This is a genomic window from Stenotrophomonas sp. KH_029 (assembly GCF_057839765.1).
In genome coordinates, this window is record NZ_CM174498.1 from 1052876 (window position 1) to 1075840 (window position 22965).

Below are 22965 nucleotides of genomic sequence, written 5' to 3' on the forward strand. Positions count from 1 at the left end.
GTGTGGTTGGCAGTACCCACCAACGGTGGGTACCTACCCCCGGATCGCGGCAGGCATCGATCGTTGGTTGATGCATGCAGTTGGCAGTACCCACCAACGTGGGTACCGACCGGGGATCGCGGTCAGCGCCGCTGCTCCCACAACCACGCCCACATCGCCGGATCGGCATAGGTGGCATCCCAGGCATTGTGGTTGCCGGTGGGGTATTCGGTATAACGCACGTCGCGGGCGCCGGCCTGCTGGAACGCGGCGTGCAGTTTGCGGTCGTCTTCCGGCGGTACTACGTCGTCCAGCGCGCCATGGAACATCCAGATCGGGACGTTGCGCAGGCGTTGGGCGATGGCCGCGTACGGATCGGCTTCGTGGGCGACGTCCTCCACGAACAGGGTGGGGCGCACGGCGCGCGGGGCCAGGACCGCGCCGCACACCGGCACGATCGCCGCGAAGCGCTGTGGCGCATCCAGGGCGATGTTCCAGCTGCCGTAGCCGCCCATCGACATGCCGGTCAGGTACTGGCGCTGCGGGTCGCCGCCGAACTCGGCGATGGCGGTGTCCAGTGCGGCCAACGCCAGGCGGTTGTTCTGCCCGGACCATTCTTCGTCTTCGGGTACCTGTGGCAACACCACCAGTGCCGGGAAGGTGCGTGCCTGGGCGCGCAGGTAGGGCCCCAGCCCGGCCTGGATCTGGCGCAGGCCATCGCGGCCGCGCTCGCCCGAGCCATGCAGGAACAGCACCACCGGCAGCGCGCCGCGCTGGGTGCGTGCGCCACGTGGCACGAACACCTGGTAGTGCGTGGTGTGGCCGTCCACGGTGAGCGCGCGGCCGACGAAATGCCCGGGGGCGTCGTCGCGGGTCGGCGTGCAGCCGGCCAGCATCAGCACCGCCAGTATCCACAGCAGGGGTCGCGCGCGTGGTGGTGCCATGGCCTTGCCTCGACTGGAAACGTTTTCAGTCTAAACGCTCGGCCCACCGTGGGCATCTTGCAGTGCGTCAGTGCGGGCGCGGCGCGGCGGACAGGATCTGCAGCTGGTCGATCGCCTCGGGATGGCCGTCGGCGGCGGCGGCCTGCACCTGGGCCAGGCTGGGGTGGACCACCAGCAGGATCGGGTTTTCGCACTGCGGGCAGTCGAACTGGGCCTCGTCCTCGTGCAGTTCCATCGGCATCTGGCGCGCGCTGCCCTGCCATTCGCAGGCCGCGCAGGTGTGCAGCTGGTCGCGCCAGCCGGGCGAGAAGTAGTTGTCCAGGGTCAGCGCCATGTCCGGCTCCAGTCAGTGTTTCAAGGTCAGTGCAGCAGGATCAGGGTGGCCAGGCCCAGGAAGCTGAAGAAGCCCATCACGTCGGTGACCGCGGTCACCACCACGGTACCGGCCACGGCCGGGTCCACGTTCATGCGCTTGAGCATCAGCGGCAACAGCACCCCGGCCAGCGCGGCGGCGCAGAAGTTGATGATCAGCGCCAGGGTGATCACCAGCGACAGCAGGAAACTGTGGAACCACAGGTAGGCGATGATGCCGACCACGGTGCCGATCAGGGTGCCGTTGATCAGTGCCACCCGCGATTCCTTCCACAGCAGGATGCGTGCATTGCTCGGGCCGACCTGGCCCAGCGCGATGCCACGCACCATCAGGGTCAGCACCTGCACGGCGGCATTGCCGCCGACGCCGGCCACGATCGGCATCAGCACCGCCAGGGCCACCACTTTCTGCAGGGTCAGTTCGAACTGGCCGATCACGCTGGCCGCCAGGAACGCGGTGCACAGGTTGATCCCCAGCCACACCACCCGGCCACGCACGGCGCGCCGGATCGGCGAGAACAGATCTTCCTCTTCGTCCAGGCCGGCCGCGCCCAGGGCCTGGTGCTCGGCCTGCGAACGGATGATGTCGACCACGTCATCGATGGTGATGCGGCCGAGCAGGATGTTGTTGTCGTCCACCACCGGGGCCGACACCCAGTCATGATCGGAGAACTGCCGGGCCACTTCGTCGGCGTTTTCGCCCACGTCGATGGCCGGTTGTTCGTCGTCGATCAGCCGGTTGATCGGGGTGTTGTCTTCATGGGTGACCAGCGCGGCCAGCGACAGCCGGCCCAGGTACTGGTGGCGGCGGCTGACCACGAACAGGTGGTCGGTATGGTCGGGCAGCTCGCCGCGCAGGCGCAGGTAGCGCAGCACCACGTCGACGTTGACGTCGGCGCGCACGGTCACCACGTCCGGGTTCATCAGGCGGCCGGCGCTGTCCTCGGGGTAGGACAGCACCTGCTCGAGCCGCTCGCGGTTCTCGCGGTCCATCGACTTGAGCACTTCGTCGATGACCGTGTCCGGTAGGTCCTCGACAAGGTCGGCCAGGTCATCGATGTCCAGGTCTTCGACCGCGGCGATGATTTCGTCCGGGTCCATGTCGGCCAGCAGGCTTTCGCGCACTTCCTCGCCGACGTGGACCAGCACCTCGCCATCGTCTTCGGGGTCGACCAGGCCCCACACCACCTCACGCTTGCCCGGCGGCAGCGATTCGAGCAGGTTGCCGATCTCGGCCGGCGCCAGGGTGTTGACCAATCGACGGACCGGTCCCAGTCGCCCGCTGTCCAGTGCATCGGACAACAGCCGCAGCTGGCGTGCCGTCTTGTCGTGGCGTACGGCTTCGGCCATGCACAGCTCCTGCGGGAAAAGAAAAGGCCGCTATCCCGGACAGGATGCGGCAAGCGGGGTGGTCAGCGCGTCATTATCGCGTGCTTGTGTGTCAATCGGGTAGGGCGCGACCGTTGGTCGTGCCGCGTGTGACGCCGCGTATCGACCAACGGTCGATACCTACGTGGCCGGGCCGGCCTTTTCGATCCAGCGTTCGATCCCGCGACGGTCGCGCGCCTGCAGCAGCTTGGGGGCCATGGCCTGCAGCACGGACAGGTCGCTGTCGCGGATCGCGCGGCGCACTTCCAGCAGGGTGCCCGGGTGCAGGCTGAACTCGGTCAGGCCCAGCGCCAGCAGCAGCGGGGTCATCAGCGGGTCGCCGGCGATTTCCCCGCACACCGCCACCGGGATGCCGTAGGCCTGGCCGGTGCGCAGGATGTGCGCCAGCAGGCGCACCACCGCCGGGTGCAGCGGCGAATACAGCTCGCCGACCGCTTCGTTGTTGCGGTCGGCGGCCAGCAGGTACTGGACCAGGTCGTTGGTGCCGATCGACAGGAAATCGACCAGGTCGATGAAGCTCTCCAGCGCGATCGCCGCGGCCGGCACTTCGATCATCGCGCCGAACGGAATGTGCTCGGCCACCTCATGGCCTTCGGCGCGCAGCAGCGCGGCCTGCTTGTGCAGGCGCCGGCGCACCGCCAGCAGTTCCTCGCGGGTGCTCACCATCGGCACCAGGATGCGCAGCTTGCCGTAGGCCGAGGCGCGCAGGATCGCGCGCAGCTGGGTGTCGGCCACCTTGGGCCGGGCCAGCGACAGGCGTACCCCGCGCAGGCCCAGCGCCGGGTTCTCCTCGTTGCTCAGGGTCAGCCCGGTGCGGTCGGCCTTGTCCGCGCCCAGGTCCAGGGTGCGGATGGTGACCGGGCGGCCGCTCATGCCCAGCGCGGCATCGCGGTAGGTCTCGAACTGCTCCTGTTCGTCGGGCAGCTCGTTGCGCTGCAGGAACAGGAATTCGGTGCGGTACAGGCCCAGCCCGTGCGCGCCCAGGGCATGGGCCTGGGTGACGTCCTCGCGCGATTCGGCATTGGCCAGCACGGTGATGTCGATGTTGTCGCGGGTACGGCTGGGCTTGGAGCGCAGCCGGCCCAGTTCGCGTTGTTCGCGCGCCTGTTCGCGCAGGCGGCTGCGGTAATCGCGCAGGTCGCCGGCCTGCGGGTTGATGGTGATGCTGCCGGTGCCGCCGTCGATGATCAGCACGTCGCCGTCGGCGATCTTCTGCAGGACCAGGGCGGCGTTGACGATCAGTGGCAGGTGCAGGCTGCGCGCCAGGATGGCGCTGTGCGACAGCGCGCTGCCGCCGACGGTGACGATGCCGACCACGCCGTGCGCCTGCAGCTGGGCCAGTTCGGAGGGGGCGATGTTGTCGCAGACCAGGATTTCGCCGGCCAGGCCTTTGACGTCCGGTGGGCGTTTCTGCAGGAAGGCATGGATGCGCCCGATCACATGGTCCAGGTCGTCCATGCGGCTCTTCAGATAGGCATCGTCCATGCCATCGAAGACCTTGGCCAGCCGGTCGCGCTGCACGCGCAGGGCATAGCCGGCGCTGTAGGGGCCGCTGCGGATCAGTTCATCCAGCCCGAACAGCAGCTCCGGGTCGTCCAGCAGCAGCGCATGCAGGTCCAGGAACTCGCCCGCTTCCTGGTTCAGCGCGCCCTGCAGGCGCTGGCGCAGGTCGTGCATTTCCGCCCGGGCGGCGTCCACGGCCTGGTGCAGGCGTTGCAGTTCGGCCTCGACCTTGGCCGGGGCGATGCGTTGCTCGGCCACTTCCAGTGCGTGCGGCAGGCGCACCCGGGCCCGGCCCAGGGCATTGCCGCGCGAGGCACCGTGGCCGGCCAACAGCAGCGCGCCGGACGCGGTCCGGCTGGCGCTGGTGGTGCCCGGTCGAGACGGTGGCCCCGGCATGCTCAGTTGTCCTCGTCGAAGCGCCGTTCGAACAGGGAGACCACCGCATCCATCGCGGCGGCTTCATCCTCGCCGTCGATGCGCACCGTGACCGGGGTGCCCTGGCCGGCGGCCAGCAGCATCACGCCCATGATGCTCTTGGCGTTGATCTCCCGGCCCCGGGCGGTCATGGTCACGTTGCAGCGGAAAGGCGCCAGCTCCTGCACCAGTTTGGCAGTGGCGCGGGCATGCAGGCCCAGGCGGTTGGATACGGTGAGTTCACGTTCAAGCATCGTCGACAATCGCTCCATTGCGAGTGCCCGCCGCAGCGGTGGCGGGCAGTTGATCCAGTCCCTGTTCCGGATAATTCATCACCCGCAACAACATCGGCAGGCTAAGCGCCGAAACCCGGCGTGCCGGGGTGCCCAGACGAGCCAGTTGCCCGGCCAGATTGCTGGGGCTGGCGCCGTACAGGTCGGTCAGGATCAGTACGCCCTGGCCACCATCCACCCGGCGCAAGGCGGCCGAGGCGAGGGGCAGCAGGACGTCCAGGTCTGCGTCGAACGGTACTTCGAAAGCTTCGGTCTTCAGCGGCAGGTGCCGCAGCAGCCGGGTCGCCACCTCCAGCAGGGAGGTGCCGACGCCAGGATGAGTTACCAGGAGAATGCCACAGGTCATTGCCAAACGTTAACAGGTCAACGTGAATTGGCGATAGCCGCAAAAGAGGGGCGCTGTGTCCCGTATTCATGATGGATGATCAGCGAGCGTCTTGAGGCGCACAGTTCCCTGCTTTACCTGCCGCACACCGGAATCCATGCCCGTCCTCCTCCCACCGGGAGGAACAAGGCGCCGCTCTTTAGCCCGGAATTCTTCGGGAGCCGGCCAGCGGCCGGCACTACCGGGGTGCGCGGTTGCCGGCCGTACCGGTCAATCCAGTTCGCGGTGGAAGGTGGCCACTTCCGGCCAGCCCTGCTCGCGGGCGTGCCGGGCCATGCGTTCGGCCAGGTAGACCGAACGGTGCTTGCCGCCGGTGCAGCCGAAGGCCACGGTCACATAGCTGCGGGTGTCATTGCCCAGCCGCGGCAGCCAGGTATCGAGGAAATCGATCAGCTGGCCGGTATAACGCTGCACGTCCGGCTGCGCATCCAGATACTCGCGCACCTCGCGCTCGCGCCCGGACATCGGCCGCAGCTGCGGGTCCCAGTGCGGGTTGGGCAGCACCCGGGCGTCGAACACGAAGTCCGCTTCGGCCGGCACGCCGCGCTTGTAGGCGAACGATTCGAACAGCAGCGACAGCTTGTTGGCGTGGTTGAGCGCGAATTCGGTCACCACCTTGCGGCGCAGCTGGTGCACGTTGAGCGTGGTGGTGTCGATCACCGCATCGGCGGCGCGGCGCAGCGGTGCGGTCAGTTCGCGTTCGCGCGCGATCGCCTCGGGCAGCGACAGCCCCAGCTGGCTAAGTGGATGCCGGCGACGGGTGTCGGCATAGCGTTTGAGCAGGGTTTCATCGGTGGCATCGAAGAACAGCAGCTGCGCATCCAGGCCGGCGGCCTGGGCATCCTGGCGCCAGTGCGAGAGCTGGGACAGGTCGCTCTGGGCGCGGATGTCGATGCCCACCGCCAGCCGCCGGGGCCCGGCCTGGTCGTGGTCGCCGAGCAGGCTGCGCACGAAGTCCGGCAGCAGGTCGATCGGCAGGTTGTCCGAGCAGTAGTAGTCCAGGTCTTCGAAGGTCTTCAGCGCGACCGTCTTGCCGGAACCGGACAGGCCACTGACGATGATCAGGGTGGCGGCGGCAGGGGCGGAGGCGGGCGTGGGCGTGTTCATGGCGTTCGGCGTTCGAGCATGTTGCTGTGGCGGGCGATGAACATCGCCGCGGGGTCGATTCCCTTGGTGCGCAGGATGTGCAGCCGGGTGGCCGCCTCGGTCAACACCGCCAGGTTGCGCCCGGGCATCACCGGCAGGGTGATCAGCGGCACGTCCAGGTCCAGCACGTGGCGGGTGCCCGAATCGCCGGTCAGGCGCTCGTAGCCATGCGGGGTGGGTTCGGTCATCGGTTTGGTCAGGTGGACGATCAGCCGAAGGTACTTGTTCTTCTTTACCGCTGTGTCACCGAACATCTCGCGCACGTTCAGCACGCCCAGCCCGCGCACTTCCAGCAGGTCCTGCAGCAGTTCCGGGCAGGTGCCGTCGAGCACGTCCGGGGCGATCTGGGTGAATTCGGGGGCGTCGTCGGCGACCAGCCGGTGGCCGCGGCTGAGCAGTTCCAGCGCCAGTTCGCTCTTGCCCGAGCCGGCTTCGCCGGTGATCAGCACCCCGATCGAGTAGATCTCCATGAACACGCCATGCAGGATCACCCGCGGCGCCAGCGTGCGCGCCAGGTGGTAGGACAGGTGGTTGAGCAGTTCGTGGCCGCGCTTGGGCGAGATCCACAGCGGGGTCTGCGATTCGTCGGCGGCCGCGCGCAGGTCTTCCGGGCAGGCCTGGTTGCGGGTGATCACCAGCGCCAGCGGGTGGGAGAGCATGATCCGCTCGATGGTCTCCCAACGCTGGCGCGAGTCCAGCGAATCCAGCCAGGCCAGTTCCTCGGTGCCCAGGATCTGCACCTTGTTGGGGTAGATCGCGTTGAGGTAGCCGGCCAGCGAGGGGCGCCGGGACACGGTATTGCCGGCCTCCAGTTCGCGTCGCTCGCCCTTCTGCCCGGCCACCCAGCGCAGGCTCAGGCGGTCACGCTGCTGTTCGAACAGTTCGCGCGCGGTGATGCTGGTATTCATGCGGCACTCGCCGGCGGGGGGAATTCGATCACCTGGCGCAGTGCGTCGCCGTCGCGCGCTTCGCGCAGCGCCTGGCGGATGGCCGGTTCGGAGAACAGCTCGGCCAGTTCGGACAGCAGCATCAGGTGTTGATGGGTGTAATGGGCCGGCACGGCAATGGCGAACACCAGGTCCACCGGCTCGTCGCCGCCGAAATCGACCGGGCTTTCCAGCCGCAGCAGGGCCCCGCGCGGGCGCTCCAGCAATGGCGCGCGGCCGTGCGGGATGGCGATGCCATGGCCGATCGCGGTGCTGCCCAGCGTCTCGCGCTGGCACAGGTTCTGGTAGATCAGGTCGGCATTGGCTTCACGGCAGGCCAGCAGCCGGGCGGCAGCATGCAGCACGCTGTCGCGATCGGCGGCCGGCAGCACCTGGGTGCGCACGGCCGCCAGTAGATCAGTCAAAGGCATGTCAGGGCAGAGCGAGGACGTCAGTCGTCATTGTCGCCCACTGGCAGCGGCGCGTGCTGTTGTTTTTTTTCCTTGTGCTTGATCACCAGCCGGTCCAGCTTGTCGGCCAGGATATCGATCGCCGCATACATGGTCTGGCCACCCGCCTCGGCGTGCAGGGTCTGCCCGGGGACGTTGGCACTGGCATCGACGTGGTGTTCGTTCTTGCGCAGGCCCAGGGTCACGCGCACTTCGCAGTGCTGTTCGAAGTGCTTGCCCAAGCGTTGCAGCTTGGTTTCCACGTATTCCTGCAGGGCCGGGGTGACTTCCACGTCTTTGCCAAACGTCTCGATGCGCATCGGGTATCTCCTTTGTTCGGATGTGCCAATGAACCTTCCCGCCAGGCGCGGTGGAGCGTCAGACGATTCGTACCCTTTCGTGCGAGGCGGAAATGTTCATGGCCTCACGATACTTCGCCACGGTGCGCCGCGCCACCGGTATTCCCGAGGTCTTGAGCAGGTCAGCCAGCTTGGCGTCAGAAAGCGGCTTGCGCGGGTTCTCCGCGTCGATCAGGCGCCGGATCATGGCCTGGATGGCGGTGCTGGAGGCTTCGCCGCCGCTGTCGGTGTCGATCCCGGAGGCGAAGAAGGCGCGCAGCGCCAGGGTGCCGCGCGGGGTGCGCACGTATTTGCGCGCGATCGCCCGGGAAATGGTCGATTCGTGCAGGCCCAGCTCGGCGGCCACCTCGCGCAGGGTCAGCGGGCGCAGGGCCTGTTCGCCGAACTCCAGGAACGCGGCCTGTTGCTGCAGCAGGCTGCGCATCACCCGCAGCAGGGTCTCCCCGCGCGCCTCCAGGCCCTTGAGCAGCCAGCGCGCCTCCTGCAGGTGGGCGCGCAGGTAGCCGGCGTCGGCGTCGCCGCAGCGGCGGATCATCTGTTCGTAGCCGCGGTGGATGACCACCTTGGGGCCGGCATGGCCGGCCAGCGCGGCGCGCCACACCCCGTTCTGGCGCCAGACCACGCAGTCGGGCACCACGTAGCTGTCGTGGGCCAGCTCGCCGATCCGGCTGCCCGGGCGCGGGTCCAGCGAGCGCAGCAGCTGGACCGCGGTTTCCACCTCGGCCAGCGGCTCGCGCAGCTCCTGGGCCAGCCCGGCCACGCCGCTGCGCGGCAGCCGTTCCAGCGGGCCATCGGCGATCTTCCGGGCCAGCGCCAGCCCGGCGGTGGCCGGGTCCAGTACGTCCAGCTGCAGCTGCAGGCATTCGCCCAGGCTGCGCGCGCCCACCCCGATCGGGTCGAAGCGCTGGATCTGGTGCAGGACCGTGAGGATCTCGGCTTCATCGGCATGAATGGCCGGCAGCAGGGTTTCAGCGATGGTCGACAACGGCTCGCGCAGGTAGCCGTCGTCCTCGAACGCATCGATCAGCGCCGCGCCGATGCTGCGGTCGCGCGCGGACAGGTGCGACAGGTGCAGCTGCCACAGCAGGTGGTCGGCCAGGCTTTCGGTCTCGGCCACGCGCTCGGCGGCGCTGCCGTTGTCGTCATCGTCGAACGAGCCGCCGCTGTTGCCGCTGCTCCAGTCGCCCTCGCCGGGCGCCCAGTCGTCGCTGGCGGCGATCTGGTGCTCGCCATCGGCGTGGGTGTCGACCGGGGCCGGCGGCGGGGCGTCGTCGCCGGGCGCAGCCTCCAGGGCCGGTTCGGCGTTCTCGGCCCAGTCCAGCAACGGGTTGGTTTCCACCGCCTCGGCGATTTCCAGCTCCAGCTCGGCGCTGGACATCTGCAACAGCTTGATGGCCTGACGCAGCTGCGGCGTCATGACCAGTTGTTGTCCCAGCGATGTCTGCAGCCGTGCTTTCATGCCTGTGCCGAACGAAGGGAAGGCGCCGCAGCGGCCCGGCGTCAGAGCTTGAAGGTATCCCCAAGGTAGACGCGGCGGACATCGGCGTTGGCCAGGATCGCCTCCGGCGCCCCCTGCGCCAGTACGCTGCCTTCGTTGAGGATATACGCGCGGTCGCAGATTCCCAAGGTTTCGCGCACATTGTGGTCGGTGATCAGCACCCCGATGCCGCGCTGCTTGAGATGGGTGACGATGCGCTGGATCTCCCCGACCGAGATCGGGTCCACGCCGGCGAAGGGTTCATCGAGCAGGATCAGGCGCGGGCGGGCGGCCAGCGCACGGGCGATCTCGCAGCGGCGGCGTTCGCCGCCGGACAGGCTGGCGCCGAGCTGTTCGGCGACGTGGCCGATCTGCAGTTCGTCCAGCAGCGAATTCAGCTCCTTCTCGCGGCCGGCCTTGTCCAGGTCTTCGCGCAGTTCCAGCACCAGGCGGATGTTGTCGGCCACGGTCAGCTTGCGGAACACCGACGGCTCCTGCGGCAGGTAGCCCACGCCCTGCTTGGCGCGGGTGTACATCGGGTCGGCGGTGATGTCCTTGCCGTCCAGCACGATGCTGCCGGCGTCGGCCTCGACCAGGCCGACGATCATGTAGAAGCAGGTGGTCTTGCCGGCGCCGTTGGGGCCGAGCAGGCCGACCACTTCCCCGGCGTCCAGGGTCAGTTCGAAATCCTTGACCACTTCGCGCTGCTTGTAGCGCTTGCGCAGGCCCTTGGCGACGAGCATTACTTCTTGCTCCCGGCGGTGGGGATGGTGGTCTTGGCCGCCGGGGTGGCCGCGGCCGGGGCGGCGGTCTTGTTCTTGGGCGGAATCACCGTGCGCACGCGCGAGCCGTCGCCGCCGCTGTTCATCTCGCCGGTGCGGGTGTTGTAGGTCATCTTCTGGCCGGTATTGGTGCCGCGCGCGCTCTTGACGTGGTAATTGCCGGTCATGGTCAGCACTTCGGCCTTGATGTCGTAGTCGATGCGGTCGGCGCTGGCGTCCATCCAGCTGCCGTCGTCGAGCTGCTGCTTGAGCTTGGCCTGCTTGCCGGTGAACACCGCGCGCACCGCCTCGCCGTCCTTCATGTAGATCTCCGCATCGGACGAGCGCAGGTCCAGCGTGCCCTGGATGATGATCACCCCCTGCGACAGCACGGTCTTGCCGTCGCCGACCAGGGTGCCGGACTGGGCGCCGGCGTCGATGGACATGTCCTGGTTGCGGTCGGTGGACTTGGCGCTGGCGAAGGCCGGAACCAGAAGACTGATCGCGCAGGCGGCTGCAAATAGGATCTTCATGAAGGGGGTCTGTCCTGCGAAGGTTGGGGGCGAGGCCCGGCGGGCGCCGGTCCAGGTGGATCAGGGCCGGCGCCGGTCCGGAGACGTCGCCAGGGCGGTGGTTCAGCGGCTGGGCGTGTAACGGCCCTTGGACTGGCTCAGGAAATGATAGGTCTTGCTCTTGGAATCCAGCTCGAACCCGACCCCGGACTGGGTCATGCCCGGCCGGGTCATGCTGACCAGGGCATCGGTCCTGGCCCGGTTTTCCTTCGGGTAGACGTCCAGGTGGTCGGTGCGGAAGGTGGTCGGCGGTACGCTGGGCACCTTCGGGCTGTCGCCGCTGACATTGCCGGTCAGCTTGAGCAGGTCGCCCTTGGCGCTGACCCAGCCCTTCTCGCTGCGCAGTTCCCAGTGGTTGCCGTCCTGGTCGGGCAGCAGGAACAGCGGGGTGGTGACGGTCATGGTTTCATCGTTGCGCGCCCGTTCCAGCAGCGGCGCGCGCAGGGTGGTGGATTCCTTGCCCTGTTCGTCCAGCGCGATGATCTGGAAGTCGTGCAGCACGTAGTCCTTGCTGCCGTCATCGGTCGCTTCGGCGACCGGCTTGTCGCGGTGGCGCAGCAGCGACCAACCGCTGACCAGCGCGGCCACCAGCAGCAGGCCTCCCAGGGCGGTACGCCAGTTCATGCGCCAAACCTCGCCAGCACCGCGTCCACGTGGCCCTGCGCGGCCAGCAGGACGTCGCACAGCTCGCGGGCCGCGCCGCGGCCGCCATCGCTGCGGGTCTGCCAGTGCACGCGCTCGGCGATCCACGGATGCGCGTTGGCCGGCGCCACCGCCAGCCCGACCGCGCACAGCGGGGCCAGGTCGGGCAGGTCATCGCCCATGAAGGCGACCTGGTCCAGGCCGATGCCGTGGCTGTCGCACAGCGCGCGCACGCTGGCCAGCTTGTCGCCGACCGCGATCTGGGTGTCGATGCCCAGGTCGGCGCCACGCTTCTGCGCCGACAGGCTGTTGCGCGCGGTGATCAGCACCGGGTGGATGCCGTGCTGCTGCAGCAGTTTCAGGCCAAGTCCGTCCTGCACGTAATACGCCTTGCTCTCGTTGCCGTCACGGTCGTAGTAGAGCCGACCATCGGTGAGCGTGCCGTCCACGTCGAAGCAGGCCAGCCGGATACGGCCGGCGGCGGCATGCAGGTGGGACGGGAAGCCGGGCAGCGGGGAATAGGGCATCAGCAGGGGCGCAGGTTGTCTGAATGGAGGAAGGCCACTGTGGTTTAAACCACCCGGGCCCGCAACAGGTCATGAATGTTGAGTGCGCCGACCAGCCGGCCGTCGGCATCGACCACCAGCAGGCCGGTGATTTTGTGGGTTTCCATCAGCTGCGCGGCCTCGGCGGCCAGCCGGTCGGCGCCGATGGTGCGCGGGTTGCGGGTCATCACCTCGGCGATCTTCGCGCTGCGCACGTCCAGCGCGGTGTCCAGCGCGCGGCGCAGGTCGCCGTCGGTGAACAGGCCGATCAGGCGGTTGTCGGCGTCGACCACCGCGGTCATGCCCAGCCGTTTGCGGCTCATTTCCACCAGGGCCTCGCTGAGGCTGGCCCCGGCGTCCACCCGCGGCAGCTCGTCGCCGCTGTGCATCACGTCGGTGATATGCAGCAGCAGCCGGCGGCCGAGGCTGCCGGCCGGGTGCGAGCGGGCGAAGTCGTCGGCGGTGAAGCCGCGCGCGTCCAGCAGGGCCACCGCCAGCGCATCGCCCATCGCCAGCGAGGCGGTGGTACTGGAGGTGGGGGCCAGCGCCAGCGGGCAGGCTTCGGCCGGCACGCTGACGTCCAGGTGCACATCGGCGGCCAGGGCCAGGCTGGACTGGGGCCGGCCGGTCATGGCGATCAGGGTGTTGCCCTGGCGCTTGAGTACCGGCAGCAGCATCAGCAGCTCGTCGGACTCGCCCGAATAGGACAGCGCCAGCACCACATCGTCCTCGGTGATCATGCCCAGGTCGCCGTGCCCGGCCTCGCCGGGGTGCACGTAGAAGGCCGGGGTGCCGGTGGAGGCCAGGGTGGCGGCGATCTTGCGCGCCACGTGCCCGGATTTGCCCATCCCGGTAGCCACCACCCGGCCCTTGCCGCGCAGGATCCGCTGGCAGGCCTGGCTGAACGCATCGCCCAGCCGGTCGGCCACGGCGGCCAGGGCGTCGGCCTCGATCTGGAACACGCGGCGGCCGCTGGCGACCAGGGCGTCGGCGTCGGCCGGAGAGGGGGGCAGGGGCGATACAGCCATGCGGGCGCCACGCGGAAGGGTAGAATGGACGCTCATTTTATTAGGAAAGCCCGTTGGACGCGCAGACCATCCGCAATCTGATCGAATCCGGCCTGCCCGGCGCCCGCGCCGACGTGCAGGGTGAGGACGGCGTGCATTTCGAGGCCACCGTGGTCTGCGACGCCTTTGCCGGCAAGCTGCCGTTGGCGCGCCACCGGATGGTCTATGCGACCCTGGGCGATCTGATGGGCGGGGCGATCCACGCGCTGGCGTTGAAGACCGTGACCGCCGCCGAAGCCAATCGGTAAGCCGACCAACGAAGCCGTTCGGTAAGCCGCCCAGCAAAACCGATCGGTAAGCCGACCAACGGTCGGCTTCTACCCCCCTCCTTTTTTCCCTTATTGCGCAGACTCCATGGCCAAGATCGTAGTGACCGGCGGCAAGCCGCTGCACGGTGAAGTGAACATTTCCGGCGCCAAGAACGCCGTCCTCCCCATCCTGTGCGCCACCCTGCTGGCCGATGCGCCGGTGGAGATCACCAACGTGCCGCACCTGCACGACGTGGTCACCACGGTGAAGCTGCTCAGCGAACTGGGCGCCAAGGTCACCATCGACCAGGGCACGCTGTCGCGCGGCAGCGCGATCGTGGTCGACCCGCGCCCGGTCAACCAGCACGTGGCCCCGTATGAACTGGTGCGTACCATGCGCGCCTCGATCCTGGTGCTGGGCCCGCTGCTGGCCCGCTTCGGCGCGGCCGAAGTGTCGCTGCCCGGCGGCTGCGCGATCGGCTCGCGGCCGGTCGACCAGCACATCAAGGGCCTGCAGGCCCTCGGTGCGGAGATCACCGTGGAGAACGGCTTCATCAAGGCGCATGTGGCCACCCGGCTGAAGGGGGCGCACTTCACCTTCGACATGGTCAGCGTCACCGGCACCGAGAACGTGCTGATGGCCGCTGTGCTCGCCGAAGGCACCACCGTGCTGGACAACGCGGCGATGGAACCGGAAGTGACCGACCTGGCCCACTGCCTGATCGCGCTCGGCGCGAAGATCGAAGGCCTGGGCACCGCCCGGCTGGTGATCGAGGGCGTGGAAAAGCTGTCCGGCGGCCGCCATGAAGTGCTGCCGGACCGTATCGAAACCGGCACCTTCCTGGTCGCCGCGGCGATGACCGGCGGCAAGGTCACGGTCAACCGTGCCCGTCCCGGCACCATGGACGCGGTGCTGGCCAAGCTGGTTGAAGCCGGCGCGAAGATCGAGACCACCGAGCACAGCATCACCCTGGACATGGAAGGCAAGCGCCCGCGCGCGGTCAACCTCACCACGGCGCCGTACCCGGCCTTCCCGACCGACATGCAGGCCCAGTTCATGGCGCTCAACTGCGTGGCCGACGGCGTGGGCGTGATCAACGAAACGATCTTCGAAAACCGTTTCATGCACGTCAACGAGCTGCTGCGGCTGGGCGCGGACATCCAGGTGGAAGGCCACACCGCGATCGTGCGGGGTGCCGAACACCTGAGCGGGGCGCCGGTGATGGCCACCGACCTGCGCGCGTCGGCCTCGCTGATCCTGGCAGGCCTGATGGCCGAGGGTGACACCACCATCGACCGCATCTACCACCTGGACCGCGGTTACGAGAACATCGAAGAGAAGCTGTCCTCGCTGGGCGCGACCATCCGGCGCGTGGCCGCATGATCCTGCGCGGCAAGTTCACCCGGCGCCGCAAGGCGCTGCTGGCGCTGGTACTGGTGGTGCTGGCGTGGCTGGGCTATGCCTGGTATGCCGACATCGCCATCACCCAGGGCATCGAGCAGCAGGACATGGACTGGAACGGCGACGGCACGGTCAGCCGCACCGAGGTGCTGCAGGCGTTCTATGCGGTGGGCGTGGACACCCAGCAGCAGGGCAACCGGCATTGCCGCACCTTCTACTGGCGCGGCAACCGCGAGCAGATCCGCGTGGACTGCAAGACGGTGTTCGGCGAAGACGCCAAGAAGGAATGAAAAACGCCCGCGAATGCGGGCGTTTTTTATCCATCGGGTCGCGGCATCGGTAGGTGCCGACCGTTGGTCGGTACCGTGGGCCGCGCAGCCGGCCAACGGCCGGCGCTACCCGGGATGAACTCAGTTCATCCCCTTGATGGTCAGGTCCAGCGCATCCTTGCCGCCCTCGCGCTGCAGCAGGCGCGCCGGCACCGGGAATTCCTTGACGATCCAGGCGATCTGTTCCTTGTTGCCGTCCACGCGCGAAATCTTGGTCGCATCGTAGGTCTTGCCCGCCACGGTGATCTTCTCCTGGCCGACCACCTTGTAGCTCATCGGCTTGATCCGGCCCTCATCGACCATGCGGTAGTTCAGCGGCTTGCCGGCGGCCACGTCGCGCGCGATCGCCAGGTTGATCAACAGCGCATCCATGTCGCCGGCCTTCAACGCCACTGGGCCACGGCGGTCGGGCTTGATGTCGCCGGTCCAGCTGGCCTGGTTGCTGGACCAGTTGTAGGTGGCATCCACATTGCGCTTCTTCACCAGCAGCACCGAGCGGTCGTTGCTGGTGAGCGGGCGCAGGCGGCCGTTGGCTTCCTCGAACACGGTGTTCTGGCTGAGGTCGGCCAATTGGTTCTTCACGTTCAGGCTGTAGCGCCACTTGTTGGCGCCTTCGCTGGTCAGGGTCATGGTGCCGTTGGCCTGCATGCCCATGTAGCTGGCCTGGTAGTCGGCCTTGAACGGTTGCAGGGCCATGGCCGGCAGGCTGGCCACGCTCAGAGCGGCGGCGGCGACCCACGTCAGCGGGCGGTTCAACAGGTTCATGCTCAGACTCCTTGGTATTCGATCAGGCGCAGATCAATCCGATCCTCGCCGTCTTCGCGTTGCAGGATGCGCACCGGCGTGGGGACACCGTTGGCGATCCAGAGGATGGTTTCGTCATTGCCGCCGTTGGTCCGGTGGACCCGCAGCGCGTTGTAGGAGAGCTCGCCGACCTGCACGTTCTCGGTGTCCGGCGCGGCCTGGTAGTCGTGCTGGCGGACCCGGCCGACGTCGACGTAGCGGTAGCGCATCTGCCCGCCGGGGCGGGCATCGCGCATGATCGCCAGGTTGATCAGCAGGGCGCTCTGGTCGCCGGCCTGCAGCGGAATCGGCTGGGTGCGTTCCTTTTTCAGGTCGCCCAGCCACTGCGCGGTGCCGGCCTGCCAGTTGTAGGTGCCGGTGACCTTCTTGCCCAGGAACAGGCCCTTGCGCACCGTCGCCTGGCTCAGCGGCACGTAGCTGTCGCCACGCTTTTCAAACACCGTGCTCTGTTCCAGGTTCAGCCCCAGCACGCTGGCAAAGCCGCGCCGGCCGATCACCTGCATGTCCACCCGCCATTGCGCGCCGCCGGTATGGGTGACGCGCAGGACTGCATCGCCGGCTTCCTTGCCCTTGTACAGGGCCTGGTAGGTGGCGGTGAACGGCTCCAGCGGCGGCGCCTCCCACTGCATCGCCGGCAGGGCCGGCGGCAGAGGCGGATCGGCCGCTTGCTGGGCCTGCACGACCGCCACGGTGCACAGCAGGGATGCAATCAGCAGTACTGGCTTGAACAAGGAAGTACTCATGCGGGCAGGGGGGCGAGGGGGGAAGGATGCCAGCGGCCGGGTCAGCAGCGCGTGTGCGCGGCCGTCAACGGTTCAGCTGACCGGCGCAATCTAGGCGCAATGGACTAAACAGGGGGTGAGCGTCCACCAGGAGCTGACCATCCTGTTCAGCCACGCGGCCGGCCACCAGCCACTGCAGGCTGGCGATCAGCAGCGGGTGTTCCACCGTCAGCACCCGCCGGGCCAGGGTTTCGGGGGTGTCGCCGGGCAGTATCGGCACCCGCGCCTGGGCCAGCACCGTGCCGGCGTCCAGTTCGGGCACCACGAAGTGCACGCTGGCGCCATGCTCGGCATCGCCGGCGGCCAGCGCGCGGGCGTGGGTGTGCAGGCCCTTGTACAGCGGCAGCAGCGACGGATGGATATTGACCAGGCGGCCCTCGAAGCGGGCCACGAAGGCCGCGCCGAGGATGCGCATATAGCCGGCGCAGACGATCCAGTCCGGGGCGAAGCCGGCCAGCGCATCGCCCAGTGCGGCATCGAAGGCGTCGCGGTCGGGGAAGTCGCGTGGCGCACGGGCCCAGCGCCGCGCGGCGGGCACGCTGTGCAGGGCCGGGGCCTCGGGTTTGTCCGACAGCACGCCGACCACCTCGGCATCGAGCTGCCCGGCGGCGATCGCGGCCAGGATCGCCTGCAGGTTGCTGCCGCGGCCGGAGGCCAGCACCGCGATGCGGCTGGGCGCGTTCATCGGCGCAGCTCCCGGCGCGCCAGCGGCCACGCCAGCACGCTGCCCAGGGTGGCCAGCAGCATGTCCGCATGCGCATCCCACAGGTCGCCCTGCTGGCCGTTGTACGACTCGGCCGCTTCGGGCGACAGCAGCAGCGCGATGCCCCACTCGAACCATTCGTAGACCAGGCTGGAACACATCACCATCATCACCGCCAGGCTGAAGGCCTGGCCGAGGCGCAGTGCCGGCCAGGCGTGCCGCGCCAGCTGGACCAGGGCCGGGGTGAAGCAGACGCCGTAGAGGAAATGGATCAGCCGGTCGAAGTGGTTGCGCTGCCAGCCGAAGGCAGCATTGGGCGACCAGTGCAGCGCCGCCTGCAACCAGGCATCGTAGGGGACATTGGAGTACAGCCAGCGCGCGGCGATGCAGTGGATGGCGATGAAGGCGCAGATCGCGGCGAAGGCGCCGCTGCCCAGCGTCCAGCGGCGGTCCACCCACCACAACGCGGCCAGCCCGAGCACGGTCAGGGTGCTGTGCAGGGTCTGTTCCAGCGGCCACTGCGGATCGATCCAGCTGGCCGCGAACACGGCCAGGACGGTGGCGAAGGCGGCTTTCTTGGCGGTGCTCATCGGTGGCGCAGGCAGGGCGGGGCGGTTCATCGCAGCAGGGTCGGGCGCATCAGGCACCGACCGGCGGGCGCGCAGGCGGGAAACGCTCGCGTACCGAACTGCGCGACAGCACCAGCAGGGTGAATACCCCCAGGATGGTGCCCAGCGGCATGCAGGCGCAGGCGATGCCGGCCACCACCATGCACAGCAGGTGGCGGCGGCGCTGGGCCAGGCAGCGCCCGGCATAGATCAGATAGCCGGCCAGGGTCATGCCCAGCGCGATGAACAGCAGCGCCATCAGCACGAACACCCAGCCCACCACCTGCGGCGTGAGCTGGTCGGCCGCCGTGCCCTCGCCGGGCACCGCGCCGACGATCATCGCCACCCCCAGCGCCACGTAGATCAACGGGAACAGCGCGAAGAACGCGGTCAGCCCACCCAGCACATAGTGCAGGATCGACAGCACGCGCAGCTGCGCATCGTCGTCGTAACGTTGCACGGGCGCGGCCGGCGAGGCCGGCAGCGGCGGCGGAGCGGGGGCATCCATGCGGGGCTCCATGGAATGGATCAACCGATCCGGACGCGTTCGGCACCGTCGGTGACGGTGACCTCGCCGATGGTCCAGTGCTCCAGGCCCTGTGCGGCCACGGCGGCGGACACCGCCTGGACCTGGTCGGCGGCGACGATCAGCACAAAGCCGATGCCGCAGTTGAAGGTGCGCCACATTTCGCTGTCGGCCACGACGCCTTCCTTCTGCAGCCACTGGAAGACCGGCGGCAGGGTCCACGCATCGGCCTGGATGTCCAGGCCCAGGCCATCGGGCACCACGCGGATGATGTTCTCGGTCAGGCCGCCGCCGGTGATGTGCGCCATGCCGTGGATGGCCGCGCCGTGGGTTTTCAGCAGTGCCAGAATCGGCTTGACGTACAGGCGGGTCGGGGCCATCAGCGCATCGACAAGCTTGACCCCGCCGTCCAGTTCGAGGTCGGCCGGGCGGCCGGCGCGGTCGTAGATGCGGCGCACCAGCGAGTAACCGTTGGAGTGCGGGCCGGAGGAGGCGATGCCGATCAGCACGTCGCCGGCGGCCACGCTGGCGCCGTCCTTGAGTTCGCTCTTTTCGACCCCGGCCACGGTGAAGCCGGCCAGGTCGTACTCACCGGGCGGGTACATGTCGGGCATTTCCGCGGTTTCCCCGCCGATCAGCGCGCAGCCGGCCTCGGCGCAGCCGTTGGCGATGCCGCCGACCACCGCCGCGGCGGTGTCGATGTCCAGCTTGCCGGTGGCGAAGTAATCCAGGAAGAACAGCGGTTCGGCGCCCTGCACCAGCACGTCGTTCACGCACATGGCCACCAGGTCGATGCCGATCGTGTCGTGCCGCCCCAGCTGTTGTGCCAGCTTCAGCTTGGTGCCCACCCCGTCGGTGCCCGACACCAGCACCGGCTCGCGGTACTTGCCGGACAGGTCGAACAGCGCGCCAAAGCCCCCCAGGCCACCCATCACTTCAGGGCGGAAGCTGCGCTTGACCAGCGGCTTGATGCGCTCGACCAGCGCGTTACCCGCGTCGATGTCGACACCGGCCTCGCGGTAGGTCAGGGGAGAGGGGTTGGACGGGGAGTTGGTCACGGGCGTCGGCGCTGCGCTGGGGTGAAAGCGGGATTTTAACAGGCCACGTTGGCGCGCAGGCCCTATTCGGGCAACAATTCCCCCCGGATACGCTCAATGGAAGTCCTGATGCGCCGCAGCCTCTTTATGATGATGTTCCTCGCGCTATGCCTGCCGGTGGCCACGATGGCCCAGAGCGGCCTGCGTACCGAAGGCGATGTGGCTACTGCCAGCGGGGCCTACGAGGCCGAAGTGCCGGTCAACAGCCAGGCCGACGGCGACCGCAACGGCGCCCTGGCCCGGGCGCTGGGCAACGTGCTGGCCAAGCTGTCCGGCGACCGCAGCGTGATGGGCCGCCCCGGCGTGGCCCAGGCCCTGCGCGGGGCCAAGGACTACGTGGCCAGCTATGACTACCGGCAGGACCAGAGCACCTCGGCCAGCGGGGCGCCCAGCTTCCGCACCATGCTGGTGGCGCGTTTCCGCCAGGATGACGTGGACGGCCTGATCTCGGCCCTGGGCCTGCCGCTGTGGCCGCAGCCGCGGCCCAAGCCGGTGGCCTGGCTGGCCATCGACGATGGCTCCGGCCCGCGCCTGGTCAGCGTCCAGCAGGCCAATGCGGCCCGTCCGTTGCTGAACCGTGCGGTCGAGCGCGGCTACAAACTGGGCCTGCCCACCGGCAGTGCCGCCGAACAGGCCCTGGTCGGCGCGATCTGGCGCCAGGACACCGCCGCGGTGGCCCGTGCCTCGTCGCGCTATGCCCCGCCGATGCAACTGGTCGGCAAGCTGTACCGGGCCAACGGCGGTTGGGTGGCCGACTGGGTGTTCGTCGACGGTGGCAAGGAACTGAACAAGTGGACCACCAAGGACAGCGACGCCCGCCGCGCCATGGCCGGTGGCGCCGACGGTGCCGCCGATGCGCTGGTGCGCCGCTACGCCAAGGCCGGGGCGGCCACCGGGGCGGCCGGTACCTACACCATCGCGGTGACCGGGCTGGACAGCGCCGAGGACTACATGCGCCTGGCCGCCGGCCTGCGCGAGAGCCCGGTGGTGCGCAACATCACCCCGCTGCGCGCCTCCGGCAACCGCCTGGAGCTGGCCCTGGAGATGACCACCGGCCTGGCCGGGCTGAACCGCATGCTGGGCGACAACGGCGTGATCGTGCCGTTGGCACCGTTGCCGGTGCCCGATGATGGCGACCCGACCACCACCGCGCCGCGCCCGGCCAGCAACGAGTACCGACTGCGATGATCCTCAGCCCCGAAGCGGAAATCGCGCAGTTCCTGCGCCGCGTCAAGTACGTGCTGCTGGCGCTGGCGATCGGCTGGGTGGTCTGGCTGTTGGCCCCGATCCTGACCCCGTTCGTGCTGGCCCTGGCGCTGGCCTGGCTGGGCGACCCCCTGGTCGACCGGATCGAGGCGACCGGCCGCTCGCGCAACACCGGCGTGGTGCTGGTGTTCGTGGCGATGATCCTGACCCTGGTGGCCGCACTGCTGGTGCTGGTGCCGATGATCGAGCGCCAGATCGCCACCCTGATCGCGGCCATCCCGCAGGCGCAGACGTGGCTGATGCAGACCGGCATCCCGTGGTTCGAGCAGAAGACCGGGCTGGAGATCATGCAGTGGCTGGACCCGGACCGGCTGATCGAGTGGGTGCGCAGCCACTGGCAGCAGGCCGGTGGCTTTGCCAAGACCTTCTTCGGCTATGTCTCGCGTTCGGGCTTTGCGATGGTGACCTGGGTGGTCAACATCCTGCTGCTGCCGATCCTGGCGTTCTACTTCCTGCGCGACTGGGACAAGCTGGTGGAGCGGGTGGCCTCGATGATCCCGCGCAACCACATCGGCACCATCACCAAGCTGGCCCGCGAATCGGATGAAGTGCTGGGCGCGTTCATCCGCGGCCAGTTCCTGGTGATGATCGCGCTGGGCGTGGTCTACGCGGCCGGGTTGTCGCTGGTCGGGCTGAAGCTGGGCCTGTTGATCGGCCTGGTGGCCGGGCTGATCAGCTTCATTCCCTACCTGGGCGCCACCACCGGCGTTGTGATGGCGGTCGGTGCGGCGCTGGTGCAGGCGCAGGGTTTCGACCTGAAGCTGCTGGTCCTGGTTGGCGTCGTATTCACCGTGGGCCAGCTGCTGGAAAGCTATGTGCTGACCCCGCGCATCGTCGGCGACAAGATCGGCCTGCACCCGGTGGCGGTGATCTTCGCGGTGATGGCCGGCGGCCAGCTGTTCGGCTTCCTGGGCATGCTGCTGGCGCTGCCGGTGGCGGCGGTCAGCAACGTGCTGCTGCGCTATGCGCACCAGCGTTACCGGCAGAGCGACCTGTATGCCGGCGAGCGTTCGTCGATCGTGCTGGATTCGTACGGCGACAAGCCGGTGACCCTTATCGACACCCTGCCGAAGGCACCCGACCCGCAGTGAGTGTCGTCCCGCAGCTGCCGCTCGCCCTGCGCTACCCGCAGGACGAGCGCCTGGAAACCTTCATCGGTGCCCCCGACGGTGCGCTGGCGCAGCTGCGTGCGATCGCGCTGGGCGCCGCGCACGACTGGGTCTACCTGGAAGGTGCCGCCGGCACCGGCAAGACCCACCAGGCGCTGGCGATGTGTTCGCTGGCCGAACAGGCCGGGCGGCAGCCCACCTACCTGCCGCTGAAGGCGGTGGTGGGGCGTACCCGCGCCGCGCTGGAGTCGCTGGAAGGGCGCGACCTGGTCGCGCTGGACGGGCTGGACGCGGTGGCCGGGCAGCGCGAGGACGAGGTGGCGCTGTTCGATTTCCACAACCGCGCGCGCAGTGCCGGCATCACCCTGCTGTACACCGCCCAGCACGGGCCGGACCAGCTGGGCCTGGCGCTGCCCGACCTGCGCTCGCGCCTGCAGCAGTGCGTGCGCGTGCAGTTGCAGCCACTGGATGACGAAGGCCGCGCGGCGGTGCTGCGCGAACGCGCGCTGCGCCGGGGCCTGGCGATCGACGAAGCGGCGATCGAATGGCTGCTGACCCGCACCGGCCGCGAACTGGGCAGCCTGGTCAGCCTGCTGGACTGGCTGGACCGCGAATCGCTGGCCGCGCAACGCCGCATCACCGTGCCATTCCTGCGCCAGGTACTGGAAGACGGCCCGCACCGATTGTGAGGGCTGGCACGTCGCCGGTAGGATCGGTTCCCAAACGACTGCCGGTGACGGTGATCGACGCGACGAACGCATGACCCGTGCCGGAGCCGCCTTCGATCGGAGGTCATGCCCTTATCGAACGTTGCGCAGCGTAGCGGCAGTCGATCGGGATGCGACCCTGCCAGGACTCAATGCACCGA

Annotated in this window: 28 protein-coding genes; 6 read left to right on the forward strand and 22 right to left on the reverse strand. The window is 68.6% G+C overall.

Annotated features, from left to right (window positions below; genetic code table 11):
• Positions 1 to 122: 122 nt before the first annotated feature.
• From AC3ITM_RS04905 to AC3ITM_RS04980, 16 genes are all read right to left on the reverse strand, one after another.
• On the reverse strand, positions 123 to 923 hold the full coding sequence (locus AC3ITM_RS04905; RefSeq protein WP_489268822.1) for a carboxylesterase family protein: 801 nt from the start codon (positions 921 to 923) through the stop codon (positions 123 to 125).
• A 67-nt stretch (positions 924 to 990) separates the two neighbouring features.
• A complete protein-coding gene (locus AC3ITM_RS04910) occupies positions 991 to 1257 on the reverse strand; it encodes a hypothetical protein (protein WP_489268824.1) in 267 nt (88 codons plus the stop codon).
• A 26-nt stretch (positions 1258 to 1283) separates the two neighbouring features.
• Positions 1284 to 2645 carry a magnesium transporter gene (mgtE, locus tag AC3ITM_RS04915; protein WP_489268826.1) on the reverse strand — a complete coding sequence of 454 codons (1362 nt, stop codon included), beginning with the start codon at positions 2643 to 2645 and terminating at the stop codon, positions 1284 to 1286.
• 159 nt (positions 2646 to 2804) lie between these two features.
• Entirely contained in the window at positions 2805 to 4583 is a 1779-nt protein-coding gene (ptsP, locus tag AC3ITM_RS04920; RefSeq protein ID WP_489268828.1) for a phosphoenolpyruvate--protein phosphotransferase, read from the reverse strand.
• A gap of 2 nt (positions 4584 to 4585) precedes the next feature.
• Positions 4586 to 4855, reverse strand: a complete 270-nt coding sequence (locus tag AC3ITM_RS04925) for an HPr family phosphocarrier protein (RefSeq protein ID WP_228886773.1) — start codon at positions 4853 to 4855, stop codon at positions 4586 to 4588.
• Positions 4848 to 5240 (reverse strand): PTS sugar transporter subunit IIA, encoded by a 393-nt coding sequence (locus tag AC3ITM_RS04930; RefSeq protein WP_228886774.1) that lies wholly within the window; start codon positions 5238 to 5240, stop codon positions 4848 to 4850. The genes AC3ITM_RS04925 and AC3ITM_RS04930 overlap by 8 nt, the downstream gene beginning before the upstream one ends.
• A 249-nt stretch (positions 5241 to 5489) precedes the next feature.
• The gene (gene rapZ / locus AC3ITM_RS04935; RefSeq protein ID WP_489268830.1) at positions 5490 to 6386 is read right to left on the reverse strand and encodes an RNase adapter RapZ; all 897 of its coding nucleotides are present in this window, start codon (positions 6384 to 6386) and stop codon (positions 5490 to 5492) included.
• Positions 6383 to 7333, reverse strand: coding sequence for an HPr(Ser) kinase/phosphatase (gene hprK, locus AC3ITM_RS04940; RefSeq protein WP_489268832.1), 951 nt, complete (start codon positions 7331 to 7333; stop codon positions 6383 to 6385). The genes rapZ and hprK overlap by 4 nt, the downstream gene beginning before the upstream one ends.
• A complete protein-coding gene (locus tag AC3ITM_RS04945; protein ID WP_489268834.1) occupies positions 7330 to 7782 on the reverse strand; it encodes a PTS sugar transporter subunit IIA in 453 nt (150 codons plus the stop codon). Before AC3ITM_RS04945 ends, hprK begins: the two co-directional genes overlap by 4 nt.
• A 20-nt stretch (positions 7783 to 7802) precedes the next feature.
• Complete coding sequence (gene hpf, locus AC3ITM_RS04950) at positions 7803 to 8120, reverse strand: ribosome hibernation-promoting factor, HPF/YfiA family (RefSeq protein WP_489268836.1); 318 nt, start codon at positions 8118 to 8120, stop codon at positions 7803 to 7805.
• Between the two features lie 58 nt (positions 8121 to 8178).
• Positions 8179 to 9618 (reverse strand): RNA polymerase factor sigma-54, encoded by a 1440-nt coding sequence (locus AC3ITM_RS04955; protein WP_489268837.1) that lies wholly within the window; start codon positions 9616 to 9618, stop codon positions 8179 to 8181.
• Between the two features lie 41 nt (positions 9619 to 9659).
• On the reverse strand, positions 9660 to 10379 hold the full coding sequence (lptB, locus tag AC3ITM_RS04960) for an LPS export ABC transporter ATP-binding protein (RefSeq protein ID WP_489268839.1): 720 nt from the start codon (positions 10377 to 10379) through the stop codon (positions 9660 to 9662).
• On the reverse strand, positions 10379 to 10930 hold the full coding sequence (gene lptA / locus AC3ITM_RS04965) for a lipopolysaccharide transport periplasmic protein LptA (protein WP_489268841.1): 552 nt from the start codon (positions 10928 to 10930) through the stop codon (positions 10379 to 10381). Before lptA ends, lptB begins: the two co-directional genes overlap by 1 nt.
• Positions 10931 to 11032: 102 nt before the next feature.
• Entirely contained in the window at positions 11033 to 11593 is a 561-nt protein-coding gene (gene lptC / locus AC3ITM_RS04970; protein ID WP_489268843.1) for an LPS export ABC transporter periplasmic protein LptC, read from the reverse strand.
• On the reverse strand, positions 11590 to 12138 hold the full coding sequence (locus AC3ITM_RS04975; RefSeq protein WP_489268844.1) for a KdsC family phosphatase: 549 nt from the start codon (positions 12136 to 12138) through the stop codon (positions 11590 to 11592). The genes lptC and AC3ITM_RS04975 overlap by 4 nt, the downstream gene beginning before the upstream one ends.
• Positions 12139 to 12182: 44 nt before the next feature.
• On the reverse strand, positions 12183 to 13184 hold the full coding sequence (locus AC3ITM_RS04980; RefSeq protein WP_489268846.1) for a KpsF/GutQ family sugar-phosphate isomerase: 1002 nt from the start codon (positions 13182 to 13184) through the stop codon (positions 12183 to 12185).
• Between the two features lie 53 nt (positions 13185 to 13237).
• Between AC3ITM_RS04980 and AC3ITM_RS04985 the strand changes: the two genes are divergently transcribed.
• The 3 genes from AC3ITM_RS04985 (at position 13238) to AC3ITM_RS04995 (ending at position 15163) form a co-directional block, all read left to right on the forward strand.
• Complete coding sequence (locus tag AC3ITM_RS04985) at positions 13238 to 13471, forward strand: BolA family protein (RefSeq protein ID WP_489268848.1); 234 nt, start codon at positions 13238 to 13240, stop codon at positions 13469 to 13471.
• Between the two features lie 106 nt (positions 13472 to 13577).
• Positions 13578 to 14855, forward strand: a complete 1278-nt coding sequence (gene murA, locus AC3ITM_RS04990; protein WP_489268850.1) for a UDP-N-acetylglucosamine 1-carboxyvinyltransferase — start codon at positions 13578 to 13580, stop codon at positions 14853 to 14855.
• Entirely contained in the window at positions 14852 to 15163 is a 312-nt protein-coding gene (locus tag AC3ITM_RS04995) for an EF-hand domain-containing protein (protein ID WP_228886787.1), read from the forward strand. The genes murA and AC3ITM_RS04995 overlap by 4 nt, the downstream gene beginning before the upstream one ends.
• A 120-nt stretch (positions 15164 to 15283) precedes the next feature.
• Here AC3ITM_RS04995 and AC3ITM_RS05000 read toward each other — a convergent pair whose 3' ends face one another.
• From AC3ITM_RS05000 to purM, 6 genes are all read right to left on the reverse strand, one after another.
• Complete coding sequence (locus AC3ITM_RS05000) at positions 15284 to 15967, reverse strand: DUF3108 domain-containing protein (protein WP_489268852.1); 684 nt, start codon at positions 15965 to 15967, stop codon at positions 15284 to 15286.
• A 2-nt stretch (positions 15968 to 15969) separates the two neighbouring features.
• Positions 15970 to 16749 carry a DUF3108 domain-containing protein gene (locus AC3ITM_RS05005; protein ID WP_489268854.1) on the reverse strand — a complete coding sequence of 260 codons (780 nt, stop codon included), beginning with the start codon at positions 16747 to 16749 and terminating at the stop codon, positions 15970 to 15972.
• Between the two features lie 64 nt (positions 16750 to 16813).
• On the reverse strand, positions 16814 to 17473 hold the full coding sequence (gene purN / locus AC3ITM_RS05010; RefSeq protein ID WP_489268856.1) for a phosphoribosylglycinamide formyltransferase: 660 nt from the start codon (positions 17471 to 17473) through the stop codon (positions 16814 to 16816).
• Positions 17470 to 18081, reverse strand: a complete 612-nt coding sequence (locus tag AC3ITM_RS05015) for a DUF2238 domain-containing protein (RefSeq protein WP_489270030.1) — start codon at positions 18079 to 18081, stop codon at positions 17470 to 17472. The genes purN and AC3ITM_RS05015 overlap by 4 nt, the downstream gene beginning before the upstream one ends.
• Before the next feature lie 49 nt (positions 18082 to 18130).
• Positions 18131 to 18607, reverse strand: coding sequence for a hypothetical protein (locus AC3ITM_RS05020; protein WP_228886790.1), 477 nt, complete (start codon positions 18605 to 18607; stop codon positions 18131 to 18133).
• A gap of 20 nt (positions 18608 to 18627) precedes the next feature.
• Complete coding sequence (purM, locus tag AC3ITM_RS05025; protein WP_489270031.1) at positions 18628 to 19653, reverse strand: phosphoribosylformylglycinamidine cyclo-ligase; 1026 nt, start codon at positions 19651 to 19653, stop codon at positions 18628 to 18630.
• A gap of 138 nt (positions 19654 to 19791) precedes the next feature.
• Between purM and AC3ITM_RS05030 the strand changes: the two genes are divergently transcribed.
• From AC3ITM_RS05030 to hda, 3 genes are read left to right on the forward strand one after another with little or no spacing between them, the layout of a single operon-like run.
• On the forward strand, positions 19792 to 20910 hold the full coding sequence (locus AC3ITM_RS05030) for a DUF2066 domain-containing protein (protein ID WP_489268858.1): 1119 nt from the start codon (positions 19792 to 19794) through the stop codon (positions 20908 to 20910).
• On the forward strand, positions 20907 to 22079 hold the full coding sequence (locus tag AC3ITM_RS05035; protein WP_489268860.1) for an AI-2E family transporter: 1173 nt from the start codon (positions 20907 to 20909) through the stop codon (positions 22077 to 22079). The genes AC3ITM_RS05030 and AC3ITM_RS05035 overlap by 4 nt, the downstream gene beginning before the upstream one ends.
• Positions 22076 to 22786, forward strand: a complete 711-nt coding sequence (gene hda / locus AC3ITM_RS05040) for a DnaA regulatory inactivator Hda (protein ID WP_489268862.1) — start codon at positions 22076 to 22078, stop codon at positions 22784 to 22786. Before AC3ITM_RS05035 ends, hda begins: the two co-directional genes overlap by 4 nt.
• The last annotated feature ends 179 nt before the right edge of the window (positions 22787 to 22965 follow it).

Coding starts and splice junctions, on each gene's coding strand:
- lptA (WP_489268841.1), bottom strand. CDS start 10,930: ATGAAGATCCTATTTGCAGCCGCCTGCGCGATCAGTCTTCTGGTTCCG.
- AC3ITM_RS04905 (WP_489268822.1), bottom strand. CDS start 923: ATGGCACCACCACGCGCGCGACCCCTGCTGTGGATACTGGCGGTGCTG.
- hprK (WP_489268832.1), bottom strand. CDS start 7,333: ATGAATACCAGCATCACCGCGCGCGAACTGTTCGAACAGCAGCGTGAC.
- AC3ITM_RS05015 (WP_489270030.1), bottom strand. CDS start 18,081: ATGAGCACCGCCAAGAAAGCCGCCTTCGCCACCGTCCTGGCCGTGTTC.
- AC3ITM_RS04925 (WP_228886773.1), bottom strand. CDS start 4,855: ATGCTTGAACGTGAACTCACCGTATCCAACCGCCTGGGCCTGCATGCC.
- AC3ITM_RS05000 (WP_489268852.1), bottom strand. CDS start 15,967: ATGAACCTGTTGAACCGCCCGCTGACGTGGGTCGCCGCCGCCGCTCTG.
- AC3ITM_RS04945 (WP_489268834.1), bottom strand. CDS start 7,782: ATGCCTTTGACTGATCTACTGGCGGCCGTGCGCACCCAGGTGCTGCCG.
- ptsP (WP_489268828.1), bottom strand. CDS start 4,583: ATGCCGGGGCCACCGTCTCGACCGGGCACCACCAGCGCCAGCCGGACC.
- purN (WP_489268856.1), bottom strand. CDS start 17,473: ATGAACGCGCCCAGCCGCATCGCGGTGCTGGCCTCCGGCCGCGGCAGC.
- murA (WP_489268850.1), top strand. CDS start 13,578: ATGGCCAAGATCGTAGTGACCGGCGGCAAGCCGCTGCACGGTGAAGTG.
- rapZ (WP_489268830.1), bottom strand. CDS start 6,386: ATGAACACGCCCACGCCCGCCTCCGCCCCTGCCGCCGCCACCCTGATC.
- AC3ITM_RS05005 (WP_489268854.1), bottom strand. CDS start 16,749: ATGAGTACTTCCTTGTTCAAGCCAGTACTGCTGATTGCATCCCTGCTG.
- AC3ITM_RS05035 (WP_489268860.1), top strand. CDS start 20,907: ATGATCCTCAGCCCCGAAGCGGAAATCGCGCAGTTCCTGCGCCGCGTC.
- lptB (WP_489268839.1), bottom strand. CDS start 10,379: ATGCTCGTCGCCAAGGGCCTGCGCAAGCGCTACAAGCAGCGCGAAGTG.
- AC3ITM_RS04995 (WP_228886787.1), top strand. CDS start 14,852: ATGATCCTGCGCGGCAAGTTCACCCGGCGCCGCAAGGCGCTGCTGGCG.
- AC3ITM_RS04980 (WP_489268846.1), bottom strand. CDS start 13,184: ATGGCTGTATCGCCCCTGCCCCCCTCTCCGGCCGACGCCGACGCCCTG.
- AC3ITM_RS04955 (WP_489268837.1), bottom strand. CDS start 9,618: ATGAAAGCACGGCTGCAGACATCGCTGGGACAACAACTGGTCATGACG.
- hpf (WP_489268836.1), bottom strand. CDS start 8,120: ATGCGCATCGAGACGTTTGGCAAAGACGTGGAAGTCACCCCGGCCCTG.
- mgtE (WP_489268826.1), bottom strand. CDS start 2,645: ATGGCCGAAGCCGTACGCCACGACAAGACGGCACGCCAGCTGCGGCTG.
- lptC (WP_489268843.1), bottom strand. CDS start 11,593: ATGAACTGGCGTACCGCCCTGGGAGGCCTGCTGCTGGTGGCCGCGCTG.
- AC3ITM_RS05030 (WP_489268858.1), top strand. CDS start 19,792: ATGCGCCGCAGCCTCTTTATGATGATGTTCCTCGCGCTATGCCTGCCG.
- AC3ITM_RS04975 (WP_489268844.1), bottom strand. CDS start 12,138: ATGCCCTATTCCCCGCTGCCCGGCTTCCCGTCCCACCTGCATGCCGCC.
- AC3ITM_RS04910 (WP_489268824.1), bottom strand. CDS start 1,257: ATGGCGCTGACCCTGGACAACTACTTCTCGCCCGGCTGGCGCGACCAG.
- AC3ITM_RS05020 (WP_228886790.1), bottom strand. CDS start 18,607: ATGGATGCCCCCGCTCCGCCGCCGCTGCCGGCCTCGCCGGCCGCGCCC.
- AC3ITM_RS04930 (WP_228886774.1), bottom strand. CDS start 5,240: ATGACCTGTGGCATTCTCCTGGTAACTCATCCTGGCGTCGGCACCTCC.